General features: G+C 45.2%; 25 protein-coding genes and 1 tRNA gene. 15 read left to right on the forward strand and 11 right to left on the reverse strand.

The features are described 5' to 3' along the window. The first annotated feature begins 26 nt into the window (after positions 1 to 26). On the forward strand, positions 27 to 788 hold the full coding sequence (locus ABZR88_RS16450) for a hypothetical protein (protein ID WP_146166434.1): 762 nt from the start codon (positions 27 to 29) through the stop codon (positions 786 to 788). 47 nt (positions 789 to 835) lie between these two features. After that, positions 836 to 1,597 (forward strand): hypothetical protein, encoded by a 762-nt coding sequence (locus tag ABZR88_RS16455; RefSeq protein WP_107826287.1) that lies wholly within the window; start codon positions 836 to 838, stop codon positions 1,595 to 1,597. Between the two features lie 90 nt (positions 1,598 to 1,687). On the opposite strand, the gene katG is transcribed toward ABZR88_RS16455, so the two are convergent. Then, positions 1,688 to 3,919: a catalase/peroxidase HPI gene (gene katG, locus ABZR88_RS16460; RefSeq protein WP_107826286.1), complete on the reverse strand. Its 2,232-nt coding sequence runs from the start codon at positions 3,917 to 3,919 to the stop codon at positions 1,688 to 1,690. A 244-nt stretch (positions 3,920 to 4,163) separates the two neighbouring features. Here katG and ABZR88_RS16465 point away from each other — a divergent pair, with 244 nt between their 5' ends. Further along, positions 4,164 to 5,390 (forward strand): hypothetical protein, encoded by a 1,227-nt coding sequence (locus tag ABZR88_RS16465; RefSeq protein WP_107826285.1) that lies wholly within the window; start codon positions 4,164 to 4,166, stop codon positions 5,388 to 5,390. Positions 5,391 to 5,518: 128 nt separating this feature from the next. Here the strand turns inward: ABZR88_RS16465 and ABZR88_RS16470 are convergent, their stop codons facing one another. Then, positions 5,519 to 5,713 (reverse strand): cold-shock protein, encoded by a 195-nt coding sequence (locus ABZR88_RS16470; RefSeq protein WP_107826284.1) that lies wholly within the window; start codon positions 5,711 to 5,713, stop codon positions 5,519 to 5,521. Positions 5,714 to 5,966: 253 nt separating this feature from the next. On the opposite strand from ABZR88_RS16470, the gene ABZR88_RS16475 reads away from it, so the two are divergent. From ABZR88_RS16475 to ABZR88_RS16505, 7 genes are all read left to right on the forward strand, one after another. Continuing rightward, positions 5,967 to 6,326 (forward strand): hypothetical protein, encoded by a 360-nt coding sequence (locus ABZR88_RS16475; protein ID WP_107826283.1) that lies wholly within the window; start codon positions 5,967 to 5,969, stop codon positions 6,324 to 6,326. A 23-nt stretch (positions 6,327 to 6,349) separates the two neighbouring features. Further along, a complete protein-coding gene (locus ABZR88_RS16480) occupies positions 6,350 to 7,390 on the forward strand; it encodes a fatty acid desaturase (protein WP_107826282.1) in 1,041 nt (346 codons plus the stop codon). Continuing rightward, complete coding sequence (locus ABZR88_RS16485) at positions 7,377 to 8,240, forward strand: RNA polymerase sigma factor RpoD/SigA (protein ID WP_107826281.1); 864 nt, start codon at positions 7,377 to 7,379, stop codon at positions 8,238 to 8,240. The genes ABZR88_RS16480 and ABZR88_RS16485 overlap by 14 nt, the downstream gene beginning before the upstream one ends. Positions 8,241 to 8,288: 48 nt before the next feature. Continuing rightward, the gene (locus ABZR88_RS16490; RefSeq protein WP_281260174.1) at positions 8,289 to 8,420 is read left to right on the forward strand and encodes a hypothetical protein; all 132 of its coding nucleotides are present in this window, start codon (positions 8,289 to 8,291) and stop codon (positions 8,418 to 8,420) included. Between the two features lie 168 nt (positions 8,421 to 8,588). Further along, entirely contained in the window at positions 8,589 to 9,083 is a 495-nt protein-coding gene (locus tag ABZR88_RS16495; protein ID WP_107826280.1) for a GNAT family N-acetyltransferase, read from the forward strand. Positions 9,084 to 9,096: 13 nt separating this feature from the next. After that, entirely contained in the window at positions 9,097 to 9,588 is a 492-nt protein-coding gene (locus ABZR88_RS16500) for a MarR family winged helix-turn-helix transcriptional regulator (RefSeq protein ID WP_107826279.1), read from the forward strand. Positions 9,589 to 9,802: 214 nt separating this feature from the next. Further along, the gene (locus tag ABZR88_RS16505) at positions 9,803 to 10,849 is read left to right on the forward strand and encodes a methyltransferase (RefSeq protein WP_107827076.1); all 1,047 of its coding nucleotides are present in this window, start codon (positions 9,803 to 9,805) and stop codon (positions 10,847 to 10,849) included. Positions 10,850 to 10,916: 67 nt separating this feature from the next. Here ABZR88_RS16505 and ABZR88_RS16510 read toward each other — a convergent pair. Then, positions 10,917 to 10,990, reverse strand: a tRNA-Asn gene (locus ABZR88_RS16510). A gap of 213 nt (positions 10,991 to 11,203) precedes the next feature. Between ABZR88_RS16510 and ABZR88_RS16515 the strand changes: the two genes are divergently transcribed. Both ABZR88_RS16515 and ABZR88_RS16520 read left to right on the forward strand, forming a co-directional pair. After that, entirely contained in the window at positions 11,204 to 12,124 is a 921-nt protein-coding gene (locus ABZR88_RS16515) for a PfkB family carbohydrate kinase (RefSeq protein ID WP_107826277.1), read from the forward strand. Positions 12,125 to 12,142: 18 nt separating this feature from the next. Then, on the forward strand, positions 12,143 to 12,352 hold the full coding sequence (locus tag ABZR88_RS16520; protein WP_107826276.1) for a hypothetical protein: 210 nt from the start codon (positions 12,143 to 12,145) through the stop codon (positions 12,350 to 12,352). A 42-nt stretch (positions 12,353 to 12,394) separates the two neighbouring features. Here ABZR88_RS16520 and ABZR88_RS16525 read toward each other — a convergent pair whose 3' ends face one another. The 4 genes from ABZR88_RS16525 to ABZR88_RS16540 are packed head-to-tail and all read right to left on the reverse strand — an operon-like array spanning position 12,395 to position 14,703. Then, on the reverse strand, positions 12,395 to 12,631 hold the full coding sequence (locus tag ABZR88_RS16525) for a cytochrome b5 domain-containing protein (protein ID WP_107827075.1): 237 nt from the start codon (positions 12,629 to 12,631) through the stop codon (positions 12,395 to 12,397). Continuing rightward, positions 12,624 to 13,331 (reverse strand): lycopene cyclase domain-containing protein, encoded by a 708-nt coding sequence (locus ABZR88_RS16530; RefSeq protein ID WP_107826275.1) that lies wholly within the window; start codon positions 13,329 to 13,331, stop codon positions 12,624 to 12,626. Before ABZR88_RS16530 ends, ABZR88_RS16525 begins: the two co-directional genes overlap by 8 nt. Continuing rightward, positions 13,328 to 13,855 carry a hypothetical protein gene (locus tag ABZR88_RS16535; protein ID WP_107826274.1) on the reverse strand — a complete coding sequence of 176 codons (528 nt, stop codon included), beginning with the start codon at positions 13,853 to 13,855 and terminating at the stop codon, positions 13,328 to 13,330. The genes ABZR88_RS16530 and ABZR88_RS16535 overlap by 4 nt, the downstream gene beginning before the upstream one ends. Next, the gene (locus tag ABZR88_RS16540; protein WP_107826273.1) at positions 13,855 to 14,703 is read right to left on the reverse strand and encodes a phytoene/squalene synthase family protein; all 849 of its coding nucleotides are present in this window, start codon (positions 14,701 to 14,703) and stop codon (positions 13,855 to 13,857) included. The genes ABZR88_RS16535 and ABZR88_RS16540 overlap by 1 nt, the downstream gene beginning before the upstream one ends. Positions 14,704 to 15,064: 361 nt before the next feature. Between ABZR88_RS16540 and ABZR88_RS16545 the strand changes: the two genes are divergently transcribed. Continuing rightward, positions 15,065 to 16,549 carry an NAD(P)/FAD-dependent oxidoreductase gene (locus ABZR88_RS16545; RefSeq protein WP_107826272.1) on the forward strand — a complete coding sequence of 495 codons (1,485 nt, stop codon included), beginning with the start codon at positions 15,065 to 15,067 and terminating at the stop codon, positions 16,547 to 16,549. 73 nt (positions 16,550 to 16,622) lie between these two features. Here the strand turns inward: ABZR88_RS16545 and ABZR88_RS16550 are convergent, their stop codons facing one another. Further along, positions 16,623 to 17,165 (reverse strand): RNA polymerase sigma factor, encoded by a 543-nt coding sequence (locus ABZR88_RS16550; protein ID WP_107826271.1) that lies wholly within the window; start codon positions 17,163 to 17,165, stop codon positions 16,623 to 16,625. 254 nt (positions 17,166 to 17,419) lie between these two features. Further along, positions 17,420 to 18,439 carry a UDP-N-acetylmuramate dehydrogenase gene (murB, locus tag ABZR88_RS16555; protein WP_107826270.1) on the reverse strand — a complete coding sequence of 340 codons (1,020 nt, stop codon included), beginning with the start codon at positions 18,437 to 18,439 and terminating at the stop codon, positions 17,420 to 17,422. 194 nt (positions 18,440 to 18,633) lie between these two features. Here murB and ABZR88_RS16560 point away from each other — a divergent pair, with 194 nt between their 5' ends. After that, on the forward strand, positions 18,634 to 18,855 hold the full coding sequence (locus ABZR88_RS16560; RefSeq protein ID WP_107826268.1) for a hypothetical protein: 222 nt from the start codon (positions 18,634 to 18,636) through the stop codon (positions 18,853 to 18,855). Continuing rightward, positions 18,839 to 19,258 carry a putative toxin-antitoxin system toxin component, PIN family gene (locus ABZR88_RS16565; protein ID WP_107826267.1) on the forward strand — a complete coding sequence of 140 codons (420 nt, stop codon included), beginning with the start codon at positions 18,839 to 18,841 and terminating at the stop codon, positions 19,256 to 19,258. The genes ABZR88_RS16560 and ABZR88_RS16565 overlap by 17 nt, the downstream gene beginning before the upstream one ends. A 1-nt stretch (position 19,259) precedes the next feature. Here the strand turns inward: ABZR88_RS16565 and ABZR88_RS16570 are convergent, their stop codons facing one another. Then, positions 19,260 to 19,739: a sterol desaturase family protein gene (locus ABZR88_RS16570; RefSeq protein ID WP_245916950.1), complete on the reverse strand. Its 480-nt coding sequence runs from the start codon at positions 19,737 to 19,739 to the stop codon at positions 19,260 to 19,262. Positions 19,740 to 19,988: 249 nt separating this feature from the next. Further along, positions 19,989 to 21,392 carry a dihydrolipoyl dehydrogenase gene (gene lpdA / locus ABZR88_RS16575; protein ID WP_107826266.1) on the reverse strand — a complete coding sequence of 468 codons (1,404 nt, stop codon included), beginning with the start codon at positions 21,390 to 21,392 and terminating at the stop codon, positions 19,989 to 19,991. Positions 21,393 to 21,400: the final 8 nt, after the last annotated feature.

The raw sequence follows: 21,400 nt of genomic DNA on the forward strand, positions 1-21,400 counted from the left end.
GCCGCCTAAACCACTGCCTAAACATTATGCTAGTTGCCATCAACAAAATTGCCGACTACGTCCAGGAAAATCCCGAAGCAAAATCAGAGTTGCTTACCTGGCTAAAAAATCATCCTTACAGACGCCATCAAATAACTTCTGATCCGGAGAGGCCTTATGACGAAACCGGAATTAGTCCGGGAATAGGTGATTTTAGCATCAGGTATATTAGTAATTATGCGGCCGGTATTGAGTTAATTACTTGGGTAGGTACACCTGCTGAATACGAGGCCATGGTATTGCTGCAATATCCCAATTCTGTAAAACGGGTGAAGGTTATAGAAAAAGTAATAGCACCACCACCTGTAATGGCCTATAAAACAAAAGAAATTAGTCGGCCACCTGTTGCTAAAGAAACCATCGGGCGTACAGAACAAGTTGACCTAATACCTGATGGAGAGCCTTTCAAAACAACAGCAGCATATGAGCAAGCCTTGACTAAAGCAGAAACGCTGATGAGATCAAAATCAGGCACTCCCGAGTATGAGGAGTTGATACAGCTGCTACCGTCAATAAAAGCTTACGAAAAGCAAAAGCTGTCATTCCCCAAAATCACGCCTGCGGAGATAATCAGAGAACGTATGCGGATTTTTAAAATAGAACCGCATGAGTTGCCATTAATCACTCGCTTTGAGTTTAAGGCTGATGATTTTTTTGCAGGTCAATTAGAATTACCAACCGATGTGCTGGCACATTTATACAAAAGCTTAAGCCTTTGGTTCCCGGTAACTGATTATAGTTACATGTAGTTAACAACGCTTTGCTCTTATAAACTCCATCCTGCTATCAAAATATCATGACCTTTATTGCTACTAATAAAATAGCCGCTTATTTAGAAAGAAACCCGGCCGCTAAAACAGAACTATTGGTCTGGCTTAAAAGTTACCCTTACTTTCATTTTAAAATGCAGCCGCCGGTTATAGAAAAGCCCTACAGTATCAATTTAATGGCGCAACCAGGTCACAGCAACTATGCTATTAGATATGACATCAATTTTGCGGCAGATGTTAAGCTGATAACCTGGGTAGGCACCAAAACCGAACATGATGAATTAAGGGCGCGCGAAATGCAGGAACAATATCCCGAAGGCGCACAAAGAAAAATAAAAGTGGTTTCGGTTACCCTAAAGGCCGGAGCAGGACAAGTACGCACCATCAAAAAGTCTGAAATAATTGGTCCGGAGCCTGACGGGGCATTGGCCATGGCCGAACCCTTTGCCAACACCATAGCTTATGAAGATGCCGTCGGTAAGGCAACCCTACTACTCCAGTCAAAACCAGGTACAAATGAATACAATGAATTTATGCAGCTACTACCCCGTATTAAGCGCTATGAGCGCTTTGATCTGCAATTTCCCAAACTGAGCGTTGCCGATATAGTTAAGCGACAGATGCAGGTATTAGACCTTATGCCTGATGACCTGCCCTCATTTGCCAAAGCAGACTTTGACCCGCAGGCCTTTCTTGCCGGACAGGTTGACCTACCCGGAAAAACACTGACACTTTTATACAAACACCTTGGTTTGGGATTTCCGGCGAAAGATAAACGCTTTATGTAGCCGTAACCACATTGGTGGATCTGATGCGATACAAAAAATCCCCGTCAGCATGATTACCTGACGGGGATTTCTATTGGACGCGATTGACTGCTATTGATGCACATCAAACCTGTCCAGGTTCATCACTTTTGTCCAGGCCGATACAAAGTCTTTTACAAACTTCTCTTTCGAGTCTGCACAGGCGTAAACCTCGGCCAAAGCACGTAATTCTGAATTAGAGCCGAAGATCAGGTCGGTACGGGTGCCGGTCCATTTCAGGGCGCCGGTTGCGCGGTCGCGACCTTCAAACAGATCCTGCACATCAGAGGTTGATGCCCATTTGGTACTCAGATCAAGCAAGTTGACAAAAAAATCATTAGTCAGCGATTCTGGATTATGCGTAAACACGCCGTGTTGCGAGTGATCATAATTGGTATTCAGCACCCGCAGGCCACCAACCAGCACGGTCATCTCCGGTGCAGTGAGGGTGAGCAGTTGCGCTTTATCTACCAGCAGATTCTCGGCCTTATGCGCATAGCGTGGCTGCGAGTAATTGCGGAAGCCATCGGCAACAGGCGTCAACGCATCAAATGATTCTACATCGGTTTGCTCTTGCGAGGCATCTGCACGACCTGGAGTAAACGGTACCGAGATGTTAAAGCCTGCATTTTTAGCAGCCTGCTCAACACCGGCATTACCCGCCAGCACAATCAGATCGGCCAGGGAGACGGTTTTGCCACCCGAGTTGAATGCTTGCTGGATGCCTTCCAGTTTCTCCAAAACTTTAGCCAGCTGGGCAGGGTTGTTGGCTTCCCAATCCTTCTGCGGAGCCAGGCGGATGCGTGCACCATTGGCGCCACCACGCTTATCAGAACCACGGAACGTTGATGCCGATGCCCAGGCGGTTGATACCAGCTGAGACACACTCAGGCCTGATGCCAGGATCTGCTGTTTCAAAGCAGCAGCATCTTGCTCACCAATCAATGGCTGATTAACCGCTGGGATAGGATCTTGCCAGATCAATTCTTCAGCAGGCACCTCACTTCCCAAATAGCGCGCCCGCGGACCCATATCACGGTGTGTCAGTTTAAACCAGGCACGTGCAAAAGCATCAGCAAACTCATCTGGGTTTTCATAAAAGCGTTTGGAGATAGCCTCATAAGCAGGATCGGCTTTTAAGGCCAAATCAGTTGTCAGCATAGTTGGGGCGTGGCTTTTTTCAGCGTCGTGCGCATCGGGTACGGTACCTGCGCCTGCGCCATTGGCTGGTTTCCATTGGTAAGCGCCAGCCGGGCTTTTGGTTAGCTCCCATTCAAAGCTAAACAGGTTTTCAAAAAAGTTATTACTCCATTGGGTTGGGGTGGTTGTCCATGCACCTTCTAAACCGCTGGTAATGGTATGGCCCGCGTTACCGCTGCCATAAGTATTTTTCCAACCCAGGCCCTGCTCTTCAATACCGGCACCGGCAGGCTCATGCCCTACATATTTACCGGCTTCGGCAGCGCCGTGGGTTTTGCCAAAAGTGTGTCCGCCGGCAATCAGTGCTACGGTTTCCTCATCATTCATCGCCATACGGCCAAAAGTTTCGCGGATGTCGCGTGCAGAAGCTATGGGGTCAGGCACACCGTTAGGGCCTTCCGGGTTAACGTAGATCAAGCCCATTTGTACGGCACCAAGCGGGTTTTCCAATTGACGATCGCCCTCGTAGCGTTTATCACCCAGCCATTCTTTTTCAGGGCCCCAATACACATCTTCGGCAGGCTCCCATACGTCTTTACGACCACCGGCATATCCAAAAGTTTTAAAGCCCATTGATTCCAACGCGCAGTTGCCAGCCAGTATGAGCAGATCTGCCCATGACAGCTTGCGGCCATATTTTTGTTTTACCGGCCACAACAGCAATCGGGCCTTATCCAGGTTGGCATTATCAGGCCAGCTATTGAGCGGGGCAAAACGTTGCATGCCCATGCCGGCACCGCCACGACCATCGCCAATGCGGTAGGTACCCGCACTATGCCAGGCCATACGGATCATAAACGGACCGTAATGCCCATAATCTGCCGGCCACCAATCCTGCGAGGTAGTGATGGCCTCGGTAACATCTTTCTTAACTTCATTCAAATCAAGCGATTTAAACTCCCTGGCATAATCAAAATCTGCGTCCATCGGGTCCGTCAGTGCTGAGTTTTGCCTCAATATACTCAGGTTTAACTGATTGGGCCACCAGTCGCGGTTACGGGCGCCACCGCCTGCACTTTGCTTCAGCATTCCGCTGGTAAAAGGGCATTTTCCCGGAGCGCCGGGATGGTGCTCATTAGAGTAATGAAGGGTGTTATTTTCCATGATGTTTCAGATTTTTTAACGGTTTATACCCAAAGATATCGAAGTTTTTCCGTTGATGCAGATCGATTTTTTTGATGAGATATCAATGCAATTAATAACAGAACTGAATTACAAAACAACCCATACAGGTGTTAATGTTTTGGTTAAATAGCTTATGGTTGTATGAAACTTTAACGGCATAAATAACTCATTTATAGTTCAGCTAACTAAAACCATAGTATTGTTTTAACTGTTGAGCTAATTAATGTTAAGGTATTTTAAATTATTCATCCTATTGTTAAGCATCGGCAGTTTAAACGCAGCTGCGCAGAACGCCAGCTCTATTATTCCAGATAGTGTTTCCCGGAAAGATACCGCCCGACAGACTGACCTGATTGATATTGGCAAAACCATTGTCACCATCAAAAAGAAGCCGATGAAAGTCGATCCCGATAAAAACGTTTATTTTTCTATCCTGCCATCCAGTACCGTACCCGGCGGGACAGGTCGCGCCTTGGTAACCAGCACCACCGCAGGCATGTACCTGGGGCCCAAGGAAACCACCAACCTGAGCACCGCCACCTTTGCACCGTACTGGAATTTTAAAAACCGCTATGGGTTGCCGTTACATACCTCTGTCTGGTTTCCTGATAATACATGGACCATCCAGGGCGATACCCGTTTTCTGCATTATCCGCAGTTTACCTGGGGGCTGGGGACCTCTAATGATTATTCACATAGCGTGCTGGTAGATTATAACTACATCCGTTTTTATCAGAACGTACTGAAGCGCATACAACCCTTTCTGTTTGTGGGTGTTGGCTACGCACTTGACTTCCACACCAGTATTCATGCCGATGATCCGACTATTGATCTGAAACAGTATACGCAGTATGAGCACGGCACGGCAGGCAACTCGTTCTCGTCAGGCATTACTTTAAATTTGTTGTATGATAGCCGCAACACCGAGCAGGCCTCGTTACCAGGCGCTTACACCAACATTATTTATCGTGTTAACCCTCCATTTTTAGGCAGTAACAACCTGTGGAGCTCTATTTATATTGATCTGCGCAAATACCTTTCGCTTAACCCGGCAAAGCCAACACAGCAAAATACGCTGGCCTTCTGGACCTACCTTTGGTCGGCCTTTAATAAAAGTACCCCCTACCTTGATTTGCCCAACATAGGCTGGGATCCGTACAACCGCTCAGGCCGCGGCATTGACCAAAGCCGTTACCGCGGACAAAGCCTGTTCTATTTTGAAACCGAATACCGCCGCGATATCACCAACAACGGTTTGCTGGGCTTTGTGCTATTCAGTAACATCAATACGGTAAGTGGTTCAGGCACCATGTTTAAAGCCTGGCACCCGGCGGCAGGTGGCGGTTTACGTGTTAAATTCAACAAGGGCTCACGCACTAATGTGGGCGCTGATTATGGCTTCAGCAATAACTACCGTGCCATATTGTTTAGTGTTGGAGAGGCATTTTAGGAGTGCAACAGACAATGCATCCGCGTAAATCATTGCACCATCTACAAAAGTTTTATTCTAAAATAAATGGCATAAAAAAACACCTGCCGGTTGAGACAGGTGTTGTACGGTAAATTTTATCGTGATAATTAAATAACTTTAACGTTTACTGCGCTAGGGCCTTTTTTGCCGTTCTCCACTTCAAAACGCACTTTGTCGTTTTCGCGGATCTGGTCAATCAGACCGGTTGAATGTACAAAAACATCAGCTCCTGTACCATCTTGTGAAATAAATCCAAAACCTTTCAGGTTATTGAAGAACTTCACTGTTCCTTCTTGTTGCATTATATTATATTTTGATAAGTTGGCAAGGTAGGCTTAATAATCGGCATATTTTTACTTTTGGTAAAAAAATTAAAAATAAATTTAACAAACATAACAAAAGATAAAATATTTTCACCTTTATGCAAAAAACTAGGACTATTTGCCTACCTTGTACTCCATACCTCCTACGCTTCACTACTTAGACATTGCCGTCAACTGATTCAGGTGATCTTTAAGCTTCTTAGTTTCTGAATCCGAATCAGCTGAAATCAAAATGAGTAACCAACAGGCCCATGTGGGCAGCGCAGATGCGCAAGAACAAGCCATGAACAGCCAGGTCAATCTTTTTTTATTCGACCTAAAGAACGAGGCCACTGAACATGGTTTTAAAGACGGCGAATCATGGAATCTGGAATTAGTTACTGAAACCGAAATGATAGATCTGAAAAGGCATCATTATCCAATAATTTCTGTCAGGTTGCTGCCACATGCCTTGTTGAAAGTTTATCAGCAGGTAAAAAGCAAGTTACAGCAATCCCTCACCCCGGCCGAGGCCTCGTTAACGGCAGGAGATTTGGCCAACACCGAAAAGCGGCACCTGGCCGCTTATCCTGCAAGGTCTAACCGTAAATAGCCATCATTAACATTATTTAATTCATGCCTTTTTTAGACTATGTATTGCAGTCTCCATCTTATGGCTGGCAATGTGAAAACGGAAAACTTGTGCGGCCTGGTAAAGGCGTCCTCCTGAAGGAGTTTTTGAACCGGTTGAATGTATTTAATGACCGTAAGAACTGGCTGCCTTTTTTTAGCTGGTTAAAGGTTATTTGTTTAGTGCCGTTTCTTTTTTTATTCCTCTTTAAATATTTAAGCCCTGTAACTTTTGGTGCTGCATTTATTTATAGTATGATGATTATGGGTACACATGGTACCATCTGGCATCACCGGTATTGTACGCATGGAGCTTATAAGTTTAAAAATGCTTTCTGGCGCTTTGTAACCCAGCAGCTTACCCTCAATATCATCCCGGAGGAGATCTATGTTATATCTCATCATGTACACCACGCAAAGTCAGACCAGCCCGGCGATCCTTACAACGCACAGGGTGGTTTTTGGTACTGCTTTTTAGCAGATGTTAACCACCAGCCCATAGCCAAAGACCTTGCTGAAGCTGATTACCAACGCGTTCAACGCTTAATGGCGCATACGGGTATTAAAGCAAATACTTATCAGCAATATCAGCACTGGGGCTCTTATGCCAATCCGGTTCGTTCTGTAGCGGCCTGGCTGCTCAACTGGGGGTTTTGGTATATGGCCTTTTACCTGATGGGCGGCCATGCACTGGCCTGCTCTTTATTTGCGGCAGCTGGCATTTGGGCCGTTGGTGTGCGTACTTTTAATTATGATGGGCACGGCCATGGTAAAGATAAGCAACGCGAAGGGGTTGATTATAACCGTAATGATCGGTCTATCAATCAGCTATGGCCAGGGTATGTAGCCGGCGAATGGCACAACAACCATCATTTATACCCCAAAAGCGCCCGTAGTGGTTTTAAAGCCCATCAGTTAGATATGGCCTGGCTATATATCAGGTTATTATACCGACTGGGGGCCGTAAGCAGCTACAGGGATGATAAACGTACTTTTCTGGCCAAGTATATCCAAACGGCACATGTAACACAGCATGAGACAACTTAAAATTACGCCGTCTATTACTGTTCGCGAGAGCCATTCATTGGAAAAGTACCTGAATGAGATTAGCAAGATCAGTATGGTGACAGCAGATGAAGAAGTTAAGCTAACCCAACTGATCCGTAACGGAGATCAGGCGGCATTGCATAAACTAACGCGGGCCAACCTGCGTTTTGTAGTCTCAGTCTCAAAAAAATTTCAAAATCAGGGGCTTTCGCTCAACGATCTGATTAACGAGGGGAATTTAGGGCTCATTAAAGCAGCACATCGTTTTGATGAAACCAAGGGGTTTAAGTTTATATCCTATGCGGTATGGTGGATCAGGCAGTGTATTTTACAGGCCATTGCAGATCAATCGCGCATGGTGCGGCTGCCGCTTAACCAGATTGGGGCGCTATCCAGGTTAAACAAAACCTTTTCTAAACTGGAACAGGAGTACGAGCGCGAACCATCGGTAGAAGAACTGGCTGATGCATTAGAGCAAACGGCAGAAAATATTGCCGACATGATGAGCAAGTCGCGCCGGCAGATATCACTGGATGCCCCGATTGGAGAAGATGGCGAAAACTCGCTATTAGATGTCGTTAGCCTGAACGACAGTACTACGGATGAGCTGCTTTTAAAAGAGTCGGTATCTATCACCATTCAGGAAATATTGATCAGTCTGCCAGAGCGGGACAGAAATATTTTAGTGCTTTTTTTCGGCATAGGTCTAAGTCAGCCTTACACCTTAGAACAAATAGGCGAACGGTACGAGCTATCACCCGAACGGGTGCGGCAAATTAAAGACAAGGCGCTGATGTATTTAAGACGATACTTGAAAAACAGCGATCTGGCCAGGGCCCTTGAAAATTAAATAAACCTTACAGCCTGTTTATAAAAATCCACCTAAAACAAATACGATATGAGCAAAGACAGAGGCAGTAAAAATGTTAAAAAAGCCCCGGCAGAAGGCGGCAAAAAAGCCGAATCAGATTACCAGTCCGGTAAAAAATCAATAGGGGGCAATGATCTGAAGCCCATTAAGAAAAAGTAGGCGCCAGTTGGCCTGTATCTTACCTGTTGTTATGGCTTGGGCGATAATTGTTATGCAGTGTTCCTTGCCTTTCCGGAGGCATGCGGCGCTTCGCGTTAGCTAAAAATGAAATTATATGTACAAATATATGTAGTTAACTACATATATTTGTACATATAACGAAGTGATATGGAAGATACGTTAACCATCAAACCCATTTTTAACAATTATTGCGACCAGGTAATAGACATTGTACGAACCATACAGCAAGTGGAGTTTAACTTGCCCATTACTATTGACCAGCAACCAGATTTAAAAGATATTGAAACCAACTACCACCAGGGCGGGGGCAATTTCTGGGGCGCTTTTTGGGGCGATGAACTTATTGGTACCATAGCCCTGATTAATTGCGGGCACAATACCGGCTGTGTGCGCAAAATGTTTGTTAAGAAAGAATACCGCGGCCGGGCCACAGGTGCGGCGCAGCAGCTGCTTAATGTAATGCTGGATTATTGCCGCAGTAAGCAAATTGTGCATGTATACTTAGGTACGGTGCATCAACTCAAAGCCGCACACCGCTTCTATGAACGCAATGGCTTCTCGGCTATTGAGGTTGACGATCTGCCTGATTATTTCCCGCTCATGAAAACCGACAATATGTTTTTTCAACTGCACTTAGTTTAATAGAAAACAGACGATGAACATAGTAAATGATTTAGGCCTGCTGGCTATTGCAACACGTTTACAACGCCTGGCCGAGCAACTGCGTAAAGATGGCCTGCTGATCTATAAGGCTCATGGCATTGACTTTGAGCCCAAGTGGTTCCCGGTGATGTATACGCTGCACGTTAAGCATGTTTTAAGCGTGGTTGAACTATCTGCCGAAATAGGGTACTCGCATCCTTCAACTATCACTTTGCTGAAAGAGCTGGAAACGCAGAAGCTGATCAAATCAAAAAAAGATAAAGCCGATGAAAGAAAGCGCCTTGTTCTGTTAACCGAAAAAGGCAGCGCGCTTATTAACCAGATGGAACCCGTTTGGCAGGTAATGATTGCCGCAACAGCCCAGTTAACCGAAACAAAAAACAACCTGCTGAAAGCACTGGAAGAGGTAGAACAGCAAATGGAGGTACAAAGCTTTTATCAGCGCGCAAAGGTTATTATGGATAGTAAGCGGGCGGGTGGGTAAAGTATTACGGAGAAAGATGCTGGAATAAGAGTAAGATAATCGAAGCTTCACAGAAAATGTGAGGCTTTTTCTTTTTGACTCCCGAAGCGAAAATCAAACTATCGACACTCTGATTAACAGGCAGCTATCTGAATATTAATAAGGATAAGCAAACCATGTATTGATTATTTTTTTATATATTGCTTATATACCTCCCCTTTTTAAAAAAATTGATATGAACCTGTCAACCGAATCAGAGAACCAACTTACGCCTTCCCGTATCATGGAAACCGGATTGGCGTTCTTTGCATCAAAAACACTGCTCACTGCAGTTAAGCTTGGCGTTTTTACAGCACTTTCCGGTAATCAATCACGATCGGGTAACGAACTTCAGAAAGCACTGGGTTTGCATGAGCGAGGTGTTTATGATTTCCTTGATGCCCTGGTGTCACTCGGATTTTTAAACCGTGAGGGTTTGCTGGAAACAGCCAAATACTCAAATGCGCCCGAGACCGAATTATTTCTTGATAAGAACAAACCGTCTTATATCGGTGGGTTTATAGAAATGGCCAATGACCGCCTGTATCGCTTTTGGGCAGATCTGGACCTAGCCCTGCTTACCGGTAAACCACAGAACGAGATAAAGAGCACCGGCCATTCGATGTTTGAAGAACTTTATTCTGAACCGGCCAGGTTAAAGCAATTTATGAATGCGATGTCGGGAATCTCAACCGGTAATTTTGTGGCTCTAGCACAGAAATTTGATTTTTCGGCCTATTCAAGTCTTTGTGACGTGGGTGGCGCAGCAGCTGTATTGGCGGTTGAGGTGGCTAAACAGCATTCGAACATATCGTGCATCTCGGCCGATTTGCCACAGGTTGAGCCTATTGCGAAGGAATATATAGCCGCACGTGGTATGACAGACCGGGTGAAGACCGCAAACCTGGATTTCTTTACGGATGAATTCCCGAAAGCCGATGTAATTACGATGGGTATGATATTGCATGACTGGGACCTTCCGAATAAAATGATGCTGATAAAAAAAGCCTACAATGCCCTCCCCCAAGGTGGCGCATTTATAGTGGTGGAAGCGCTTATAGATGATGAACGGAGGGAAAATACGTTCGGATTAATGATGTCACTTAATATGCTGATTGAATTTGGCGTAGCTTTTGATTATACCGGGGCCGATTTTGCACGATGGACGAAAGAAGCAGGTTTCCGCAAAGTTGAAGTGATACCGTTAGCAGGCCCATCAAGTGCCGCTGTGGCCTATAAGTGATCAGGTATTCTTAGCCTGTAAAATATAAAGCATAAAAAAAAGCCTCACATTTCTGTGAGGCTTTTTGCTCCTGAAGCTGGACTCGAACCAGCGACCCTCTGATTAACAGTCAGATGCTCTAACCGGCTGAGCTATTCAGGAGTGCGTTTCCGGTTTGGAGTGGGGCAAAAGTAGGTTTTTTATCTTAACTGCACAATTTTTCTGCAAAAAAATTTCAAATATTTTGTTTTGGCTTGATAACCAATTCATTAATTTTTTGCTTGATTTTAACTTTTTTCAGTTTGTTGGCCGCCGGCACAGTAAGTACAGCTTAAAATCGCAATATTTGCCGAAAATTAATACCACTCAACATACATGAGCTTAGTAGTTATTGGCACCGTAGCGTTCGACGCAATTGAAACTCCTTTCGGCAAAACCGATAAAATTGTAGGCGGCGCAGCCACTTATGCCGGTCTGGCGGCTTCATATTTTTATGATAAAACCAAAATTGTTGCCGTTGTTGGCGATGACTTCCCTAAAGAAGAGATTGAAGACTTTCATAACCACCGTATAGATACCGAAGGCCTGCAGATTAAACAGGGCGAGAAATCGTTTTTCTGGAGCGGCAAGTATCATAATGACATGAACAGCCGCGATACGCTGGTGACGGAACTGAACGTACTGGCCGATTTTGATCCTATCATCCCGGAAAACTACCAGGATTGCGAGTTTTTGATGCTGGGCAATCTTACCCCTCAAGTGCAGCAAACCGTGATTAAAAGACTTAAAAACCGCCCTAAACTGATTGTAATGGACACCATGAACTTCTGGATGGACATTGCACTGGATGATTTGCTGGAAACTCTGAAAATGGTAGACGTACTAACCATTAATGACGCCGAAGCACGCCAGCTATCAGGCGAGCACTCGCTGGTAAAAGCCGCGAACAAAATCCTGACCATGGGCCCAAAATACCTGATCATTAAAAAAGGTGAGCACGGCGCATTGTTGTTTGGCGAGGGCCAAATCTTCTCTGCCCCCGCCCTGCCACTGGCTGATGTATTTGATCCAACCGGTGCTGGCGATAGCTTTGCAGGTGGCTTCATCGGTTACCTGGCCCAGGTAGGTACCGTAAACTTCAACAATATGAAGAATGCTATCATCTTCGGCTCTGCCCTGGCATCGTTCTGTGTAGAAAAATTTGGTACCGAGCGTCTGAAAAATCTGAGTGCGGAAGAGATTAACAACCGCGTACAGCAGTTTGTTAACCTTGCTCAATTTACTATTGCCGGTTAATACCTACTTGATATTGATATGAAACGAAGGACAATTCTGATTTTAGCCGGAATTGTCCTTCTTATTTTTGTGCTCGGCAATCCAGGAGAAGATGATTTTATGGGTTTTCTGGGTGAACGTGAATTTGTAAACACACATCGGGTTCACAACTATATTGTATGCAGCGTTTATGATGTAGATGGAGAAAAATATTTCGCCATCACCGGGAACTTTTATCCAATGAAATAAAACTAGTTCTGTTTAACCCTCTAAACAGGCACAACTCTCCCATCAGGCCAAGCGCCCAATCACCACAAACTTTTCAAAAACGCCGTCGGTATGCGGGGCGTCAGCCAGTTCATCGGTAAGATCTTGACCGGCCCAGTGCTCATAGTGTTTGCCGTTGCGCCATAGGCGACTCTCGGTAACGTCATAGATCAGCCCGCGGCAGGCTACCCAAATCTGGGGTTTATCCTGTCCATTACGCAAAGCCAGCTGGCTGCGGGTATATACCGGTAAATCACTCATCTGCAACAACAACTACTGGTTTAGCACGTTTGCTGAAATACTCAAAAAAAGCAATATTCATCAGCAGCAGGGCCATCATATAAAAAAGATCCTCTAAGGGGATAGTCCACAGGCGAACGCCCAGGTTACGGTGATCATTATATTCTACCACGGGGATGGCCGTGAGCAGTCCATTCACAATAAAAAAAGGCAGCAGGCACACAATATAGGCCCGGTAAAACTTACCCATCCATTTCACCGAACGAATGTATTGGATGTACAACAGCAGCACCATCAGAAAGCCAAAAGTCACCAGCGTATAAACCCGGTTAAAACAAAGAATAATAACCCCCAATGATAGCAGGATCATTCCCCCGGTAAACGGTTTCGGGCTCAACTCCGGTATTTCTAACCGGATGTAGTGATTGAGGCAGGCGTAAACAAACACACAGGAGAATGGCACGGTAAGGAAAAACAAGATCTCCTCTACCGGCAAGTTGTTAATATTTATGCCGATGGTGTATTGATCGTTAAAACGCCAAACGCCCTCTACCACAAACACCATATCCCAACCCAAAAACACCAGACCGGTAATAAGCATACCCGGCCACAGAAAGCGCCATTTCTTATAGAACTGCACCCGCTTATCAAACGACAGGATGAGCGGGAACACTATAGTAAGTGCGTTAATAAATAAGTAGGTAAACTTGGCTGGTATCATTTCAGCAGGCTCAACTGTCTTTTTAAAAATTCGTCTTCTTGTACGGTGCAACGTTTGCTTTGCGCCAAAAACTCCATAATGGTTTTAACGGTTACCGCATCTGCCGTACCATGATGGCCGGCGCGCAATTGCGTTATTATCTCGACCTTATCAGCCTGCAAATTCTTGCTGAACCCCAAAAAACCAGGCACATAATGTTCCATAGAAAACCGCAAAAACCTGATCTCTATATTGTGCGGATCCTGCTGCACGGCGGTGCTAAAACATTGCTCAGCATCCCCCACATATTTTATTTTAAAGTAGGGGTTCCAGGTGTGCAAGGCCCGCATGGCGTTGGCAGAACCTGTGTAAGCCACCAGTATCGGACTTTTATCTTTCGCTTTGCTCAAACTGTTGTACAGCGAGTCGGTCACCTGCTTGCTGTTCAGCGCTCTAACAAAAGCCGCCCTAACCTTCGGTAAACTCTGGGCCGGTGCAACGAACGATAACAATAACAGCAACAACTGCAAAACCCCTGCTCTCATCACAGCAAATTTAGCTTTTGCCGCATAATGGCTTTAAAATACAATAACATTTTTATGGCATCAGGTATCCTGATGCGTTGTTGCAAAATTACTTCGGCCGGTATATCGCAGATCTTTTTAAACAATCTGAAGTAATACACATAAGCAATATACACCCCCAACCTGGCTCCTCTCGGTAATAATTTGATGCCGATGAGCGCCTTACGGAAATCCTCACGAATATCGGCCTCTATCTGCTGTTTATCGGCTTTGCAAAAATTGGCGAAGCTTACACCGGGGAAGTATACCCGTCCGCGGGATTGCAGGTCATCCTTTACATCGCGCAGAAAGTTTACCTTCTGAAAGGCTGCACCCAGACTGCGCGCATAAGGCAACAGTTTGTTGTACATGGCGTCGTCACCCTCACAAAACACCCGAAGGCACATCAGACCCACAACCTCTGCCGAACCATAGATGTATTGCTGATAACCTTCAGCGTCATAACTGGTTTGATGCAGGTCGCGCTCCATTGAACGTAAAAAGGCGTCAATAAGTTCGGTTTGAATGTGGTAACGGTTAACTACCTGCTGAAAGGCCTGTAATACTGGATTGATGCTGATGCCCGTATCAATAGCCTCAAAAGTGGCCTTGCGAAAATCGGCAATCAGCCGTTGCTTATCATGCTCGTGAAACGTGTCTACAATTTCATCGGCATAACGCACGTAGCCGTAAATGGCGTAAACGGGGTAACGAAAACGCTCGTCCAGCGCACGGATGCCGTTGCTGAAAGAGGTGCTGTACTGCCGGGTAATCACCTCGCTGCACTTAAAGCACGTTTCGTTAAACAGATTCACATCATTGGCAGACATCGGCTAAAAATACGAAAATACCCTGCCTATTGTTTTCAGAAACGGTCATTTTTAAAAACCTTTCTGTTGTAAGGGTAGAAAAATGCCTAAAGTTTTATGGCGATGTGTAGAAGCAGGCAGAATAAATGTGGTTAAACATGCCGCTCCTAGCGGAGCTCCATTTTATTAATTTACTCAGTGCTATTGACATATCGCTCCTCCGGAGCTGGAAGCAACGGGAAATAGTAGTCAGAAAAAATCCCATAGGGATGATATGTTAATAGCAATACCCTCCAAAACGAACAGAGCGCCGTGGGCGCGGCATGTAAATAGCATTATTCAGATCAATTACTCCCATTACATTTTTGCTATTTTGCGCCCCATGAACACACCCCGGCAGGTTATAGTTATTGGTTCTGGCTTTGCCGGCTTGGCGGCTGCATCATTACTGGCTAAAGAAGGCCATAAGGTGACCATTCTGGAAAAGAATGACCAGCCAGGCGGTCGCGCCCGGGTGTGGGAAAAGGAGGGTTTTAAGTTTGATATGGGCCCCAGTTGGTATTGGATGCCCGATGTTTTTGAAAACTATTTTGCCCTGTTTGGCAAACATCCGTCAGACTATTACCAACTGAAACGCCTCGACCCGGGTTACCGCATTTACTTTGGCAAAGATGATTTGCTGGATGTGCCTGCCGATATGACCCAACTGGAAGCCACCTTTGAGCTGCTGGAGCCAGGCAGTAGCCAACAGTTACGTAAGTTTTTAGATCAGGCCGCCTATAAATATCGCGTGGGTATGGGCGAGTACGTGTTCAAACCATCACACTCCATTACCGAGTACATGAGCTTGGATCTGCTGCGAAAATCCATCGGCATGCAATTGCTGACGGATATGAGCAAGCATGTGCGTGGCTATTTTAAAAATCCTAAACTCATTAAACTGCTGGAATTCCCTGTGCTGTTTTTGGGTGCCACACCGCAAAACACACCGGCCATGTACAGCATGATGAACTATGCCGACTTGTCCCTGGGTACCTGGTACCCGATGGGTGGTATGCATGAAATTGTGAAAGCCATGGTAGCGGTTGCCGAAGAACAGGGCGTAGAAATTAAACTGAATACCGAAGCTGTTAAAATAGAGGTTAACGGCAATCGAGCCAAAACCATCATTACCAGCAACGGTATTTTTGAGGCTGATGTGGTAATTGCCGGGGCAGATTACGAGCATGTAGATCAGCACCTGCTGGATGAACCTTATCACAATTATACGGCGGCGTATTGGGATAAACGGGTGATGTCGCCATCGAGCCTGTTATATTATATCGGGATCGACAAAAAGATTGGTGGTGTGCAGCATCATAACTTGTTTTTTGATGAAGATTTTAACGCACACGCACGCGATATCTACACCTCGCCCCAATGGCCGGAGCGCCCGTTGTTCTATGCCTCATGCCCTTCGCAAACAGACCCAGGCGTAGCCCCCGAAGGCTGCGAAAACCTATTTTTCCTGATGCCTATTGCTCCCGGACTACATGACGAAGAAAACATCCGCGAAAAATACTTTGACCTGATGCTAACGCGATTTGAGCAACTGACCGGCCAAAGCATTCGTCATAACATCGTTGTGAAACGTAGCTATGCGGTTAACGATTTTAAGGCCGATTACCACTCGTTTAAAGGCAATGCCTATGGACTGGCTAATACGCTCAGTCAGACAGCGTTTCTGAAACCGGCTATGCGCGCTAAAAAAGTGAAGAATTTACTATACACCGGCCAACTCACCGTGCCGGGGCCGGGTGTGCCGCCTGCCATCATCTCGGGGCTAGTTGTGGCCAAGGAGGCTATTATATTGCTGAAAGGGTTATAAAAAAATCGCCCGCTTGTTGGTACAAGCGGGCGACTCCACATTTATATATTGAGTTTAAAAGATGATTGTGTAGTTAGTCTTCGTCGTTATAATAAACCGGACGTTTGATGCCGTTATCGTAAGCTTTCAGGCTCTTTTTCAAAATTTTACGAGCTACGTGAATGCGGGTTTTAACGGTACCGATTGGGATAGCCAGATGATCGGCAATCTCATGGTATTTATGTCCCTCAAAATACATAGTGAATGGTACGTAGTAATCTTCTGGCAGACGGTCAAGCGCTTTCTTGATATCGTCCATCACAAATTTAGATTCGCCCTGATTTTTGGTTGAACTGAAAACCAGGTTTGCTGATGAAATTTCTTCAGATTTTGTTACAAAAGTGCTCATCTTAACAAAGCGGCGGTAATTGTTTATGAAAGTATTTTTCATAATGGTATATAACCAGCCCTTAAGATTTGTGCCCTCTTTAAACTTATTGTAATAAGTAATGGCCTTTAACATAGTATCCTGTACAAGGTCATTTGCGTCATCCGCATCGTGCGTGAAATGTAAGGCATAAGAACGTAGCGAACTTGCCTGGCGCAATACTAATGTGTTAAACTCAATCTTTGTCATTTCGGTTGGTGTTTGTGTATAAATGAATAGACAAACGTCATACCGATAATTTTTTCATCTCAATTTCATGTAAGGAAACCGGGCCAATGGGCCTCTGTCATCCAATTGTCAATACCCGTATATTGAAATGGACAAATGGTTCAAAAACCGCATTTATACCTGTTTTTGAACCATTTGCAAAATAAAAACAGCCGCTGGGCGGTGGCTGTTTTTCCTATTAAGAAAATTTATATTAATTTTTTGTTAGAAAAACATCACTGTATCATATTTACTTCACGTTCTAACATAACGCCAAATTTACTGTACACACTGTCTATGATTTGCGACGACAGTGCATACACTTCGGTACCAGTGGCCCCTCCATGGTTCACTAAAACCAGCGCCTGATTTTTCCACGTACCGGTGTTGCCAACCACTTTTCCTTTCCAGCCGCACTGCTCAATGAGCCAGCCTGCGGCCAATTTTACCCTGTTTTCTCCTGCGGGATAGTTCACCACTTCCGGGTACAGGCTATGCAACTTTTCAAATTGATCTGCACCTATCACCGGATTTTTAAAGAAGCTGCCCGCATTACCAATGGTAGACGGATCGGGCAATTTAGACACGCGGATGTGTGATACCACGTCTGACACATCTTTAATAGAAGGCTGCGCAATACCACGATTAGTCAGTTCCTGACTGATGGCTCCATAATGCAAACTCAAATTAGGTGTAAGTGATAGCTTGAATTTTACCGACGTAATAATATACTGCCCTTTCAGCTCTCCTTTAAATACACTCTCACGATAGCCGAAGCCGCAATCAGCCTTATTAAACTTTTTAACGGTACGTGAGGCAATCTCAAATGCGCAGCAGCTTTCAAACACATCTTTCAGCTCCACACCATAGGCACCTATGTTCTGAATAGGTGATGCACCCACCGAGCCGGGAATCAAACTCAGGTTTTCCAAACCGGCATAGCCATGCTGCACGGCATATTGCACCAGCCCGTTCCAAACTTCGCCTGCTCCGGCCTCCACAAAAACATCGGTATGGCTGATGCGATGCTCAATCCCGCGGATGTTCATGCGGATCACCAAGCCATCAAAATCGCTGATAAAAAGCATATTACTACCCCCGCCCAGGATCAGGCGCGGAACGGTTTGCCACATCGGGTCAAGAAAGAGCTCGGCCAGTTCATCCTCGTGACTAATCTCTACAAAGTATCGGGCCTTAGCCTCAACGCCAAAGGTGTTAAAGTTTTTTAACGAAACATTCTCCTGTATTTGCAGCATGAGGGCGAATGTCGGAAATTTTCTGATGTGTTTATTTATTGTGCGAATTATCAGCCTGCTCATAATAATGATTTTACTGATTCTGCTAATCCTGCTAATAATTCTATTGATTATAATCCTGCTGGTAATTGTAATTTTGCTAATCCCGCTAATTATGATCCTGTTAATTATAATTCTATTGATTAGATTTGTATATGGACACCCTCAGAATAGACATTTTAAATCCCAAAGCAAAAAAGCTTTTAAAAGATTTGGCTGATCTTGATCTGATTGCTATCAGGAAAGAGAAACCGAAAGAAGATTTAAAGGCTTTCCTTAAGCGCTTAAGGGCAAATGAAGAAACGGCACCATCTCTTGAAGAAATAACAGCGGAAGTAGAAGCTGTACGCGCGGAGCGATATGCCAAATCTAAATAAATCGCTTCTTCTAATTTTAGATACCAATCTTTGGATAAGTTTTTTGATTAAGAATGATATCTCAAAGATTGAGAGAATCTTGTATTCGGGTAACATTACTCTTTTATTTAGTAATGAATTGATTGAAGAGATTGCATCCGTTACCAAACGAGCCAAATTTTCGAAGTTTTTTAAACCAAAGGATGTTGAAAGCTTTTTTCACTTGATAAGCCCTTATATGAAGGTGATAGAAGTTAAGAGCGTTATAACCCAATGCCGCGATATTAAGGACAATTTTCTTTTAGCTCTAGCAATAGATGGTAGTGCAGATTATTTATTAACCGGCGATAATGATTTACTCAGCGTGAAAACCATTGGCAATACGAAAATAATAACGATAACCGATTTTCTGTCATCGCTATAACCTAACTCCCCCTAAACCATTTCCTTCCCACCACCAGTAACCCAAATTCTTCTGATGGCCATTTCTTCATCGACTTATGATGGATTTTATGCGCCCTGCGGATAGCCAGCAAGTAGCGGTTATTGGACCGGAAGGCTTTGAAGCGATTATGAATAAACCAATCATGAAAAATGAAGTAGATGATACCATAAATGCTGATGCCGGTGCCCAGCCAAAAGCGGTGATCTAAACTAAGATGCCCCAGCCACATTAGCCACAGGGCAATACCGGCAAATAGGATGCTGAACAGATCATTTAGCTCAAACCAACCTTTACCATGCCCATGATGAGTTTTATGGATAAACCACAACGGCCCGTGGAACAGGTATTTGTGCATAGCCCAGGAAATAGCTTCCATGCCTGCGATGGTAGCTATTATTATTGCTATGTTGATGAGGACTAGCATCTGGTAAAAACTATCTTCTACGGCGTTAAATAACATTTGTCATTGCGAGGAACGTGAGGGGAATGTGATAAAGGGTGACGAAGCAATCTCGTCATATTACCATCAACGATGCAAATCCGCATGTTCTGCGACGAGATTGCTTCGCGCACAGTCAGCCCACAACCCTGCTCGCAATGACAAAATTTTCAATCTCGCTCTATTTAAATGAAAAGGTGCCACCCAACATATTGTTTGAATGGCACCTCTGTATTAATAAGTCCGAATTCGAAACTCCGAACTCCGATATTAAATATGGATCGGGCGTTTGTCAGTTGCTGCCAAACAAGCCTCACGCATTGCTTCAGTGAAGGTTGGGTGAGCGTGGCTGGCGCGGGTAACATCCTCTGCACTGGCGCGGAACTCCATGGCAATAACCGCCTCGGCAATCATGTCTGCAGCACGCGGGCCAATCATGTGTACGCCCAGTATCTCGTCGGTAGTGGCATCAGCCAGAACTTTTACAAAGCCGTCCAGATCGCCGCTTGCACGGGCACGACCGCTTGCTTTAAACGGAAACTGACCTGATTTATAGGCGGTGCCTTTTTCTTTCAACTGCTCTTCGGTATAGCCTACGCTGGCAACCTCTGGCCAAGTGTAAACTACGCCTGGGATCAGGTTGTAGTTAATGTGTGGTTTCTGACCGGCAAGAAGCTCGGCCACCAAAGTACCCTCCTCTTCTGCTTTGTGAGCCAGCATTGCGCCACGCACCACGTCGCCAATGGCGTAAACGCCTTTAACGCTGGTTTCCATGTGCTCGTCAACCGTAATTTTACGACCGCGTTCTTCAACGGTCAGGCCAATGTTTTCCAGACCCAAACCATCAGTATAAGCCACACGGCCAACGGCTACCAGGCAGTAATCGCCTTTCAGCTCGCCTTTCTCGCCTTTTGGAGTATCAAAAGTAACGGTCACTTCTTTACCTTTTACAGTAGCGCCGGTTACTTTGTGGCCCAGGTAAAAATCCATACCCAGTTTAGTCAATACTTTCTGCAGCTCGCGACCCAGACCTTTATCCATAGTAGGGATAATTGAATCCATATACTCAATCACCGATACTTTAGCACCCAGGCGAGCGTAAACAGAACCCAGCTCCAAACCGATAACGCCACCGCCAATCAGCACCAGGTGCTTAGGCACTTCGCCCAGGGTTAAAGCCTCGGTTGAAGTGATGATGCGTTTTTTGTCGATCGGCAGGAACGGCAGCGACGATGGTTTTGAACCGGTAGCAATGATTACGTTTTTGGTGGTCAGCTCGGTTTTGGTGCCATCAGCTTTGGTTACGATGATGGTGTTTTTATCTTTAAAAGAACCCACGCCCTGATGAACGTCGATCTTGTTTTTCTTCATCAAGAAGGTGATACCGCTGGTATTGGCGTCAACTACTTCCTGCTTGCGTTTGATCATCTGTTTCCAGTCAATCTTCAGGTTGCTCAGTTGGATGCCGTGGTCTGCAAAAGCATGTGCAGCGTTATGGAAGTGTTCAGATGAGTCTAACAGCGCCTTAGATGGAATACAACCTACGTTAAGGCAGGTACCGCCCAGGGTTGAATACTTCTCAATAATGGCTGTTTTTAAACCCAATTGGGCGCAACGGATAGCGCCTACATAGCCGCCCGGGCCCGAACCTATAACGATGACATCGTATTGCATAGCAGTGT

Origin of the sequence: Mucilaginibacter yixingensis (assembly GCF_041080815.1) — a bacterium.
Classification (GTDB): domain Bacteria; phylum Bacteroidota; class Bacteroidia; order Sphingobacteriales; family Sphingobacteriaceae; genus Mucilaginibacter; species Mucilaginibacter yixingensis.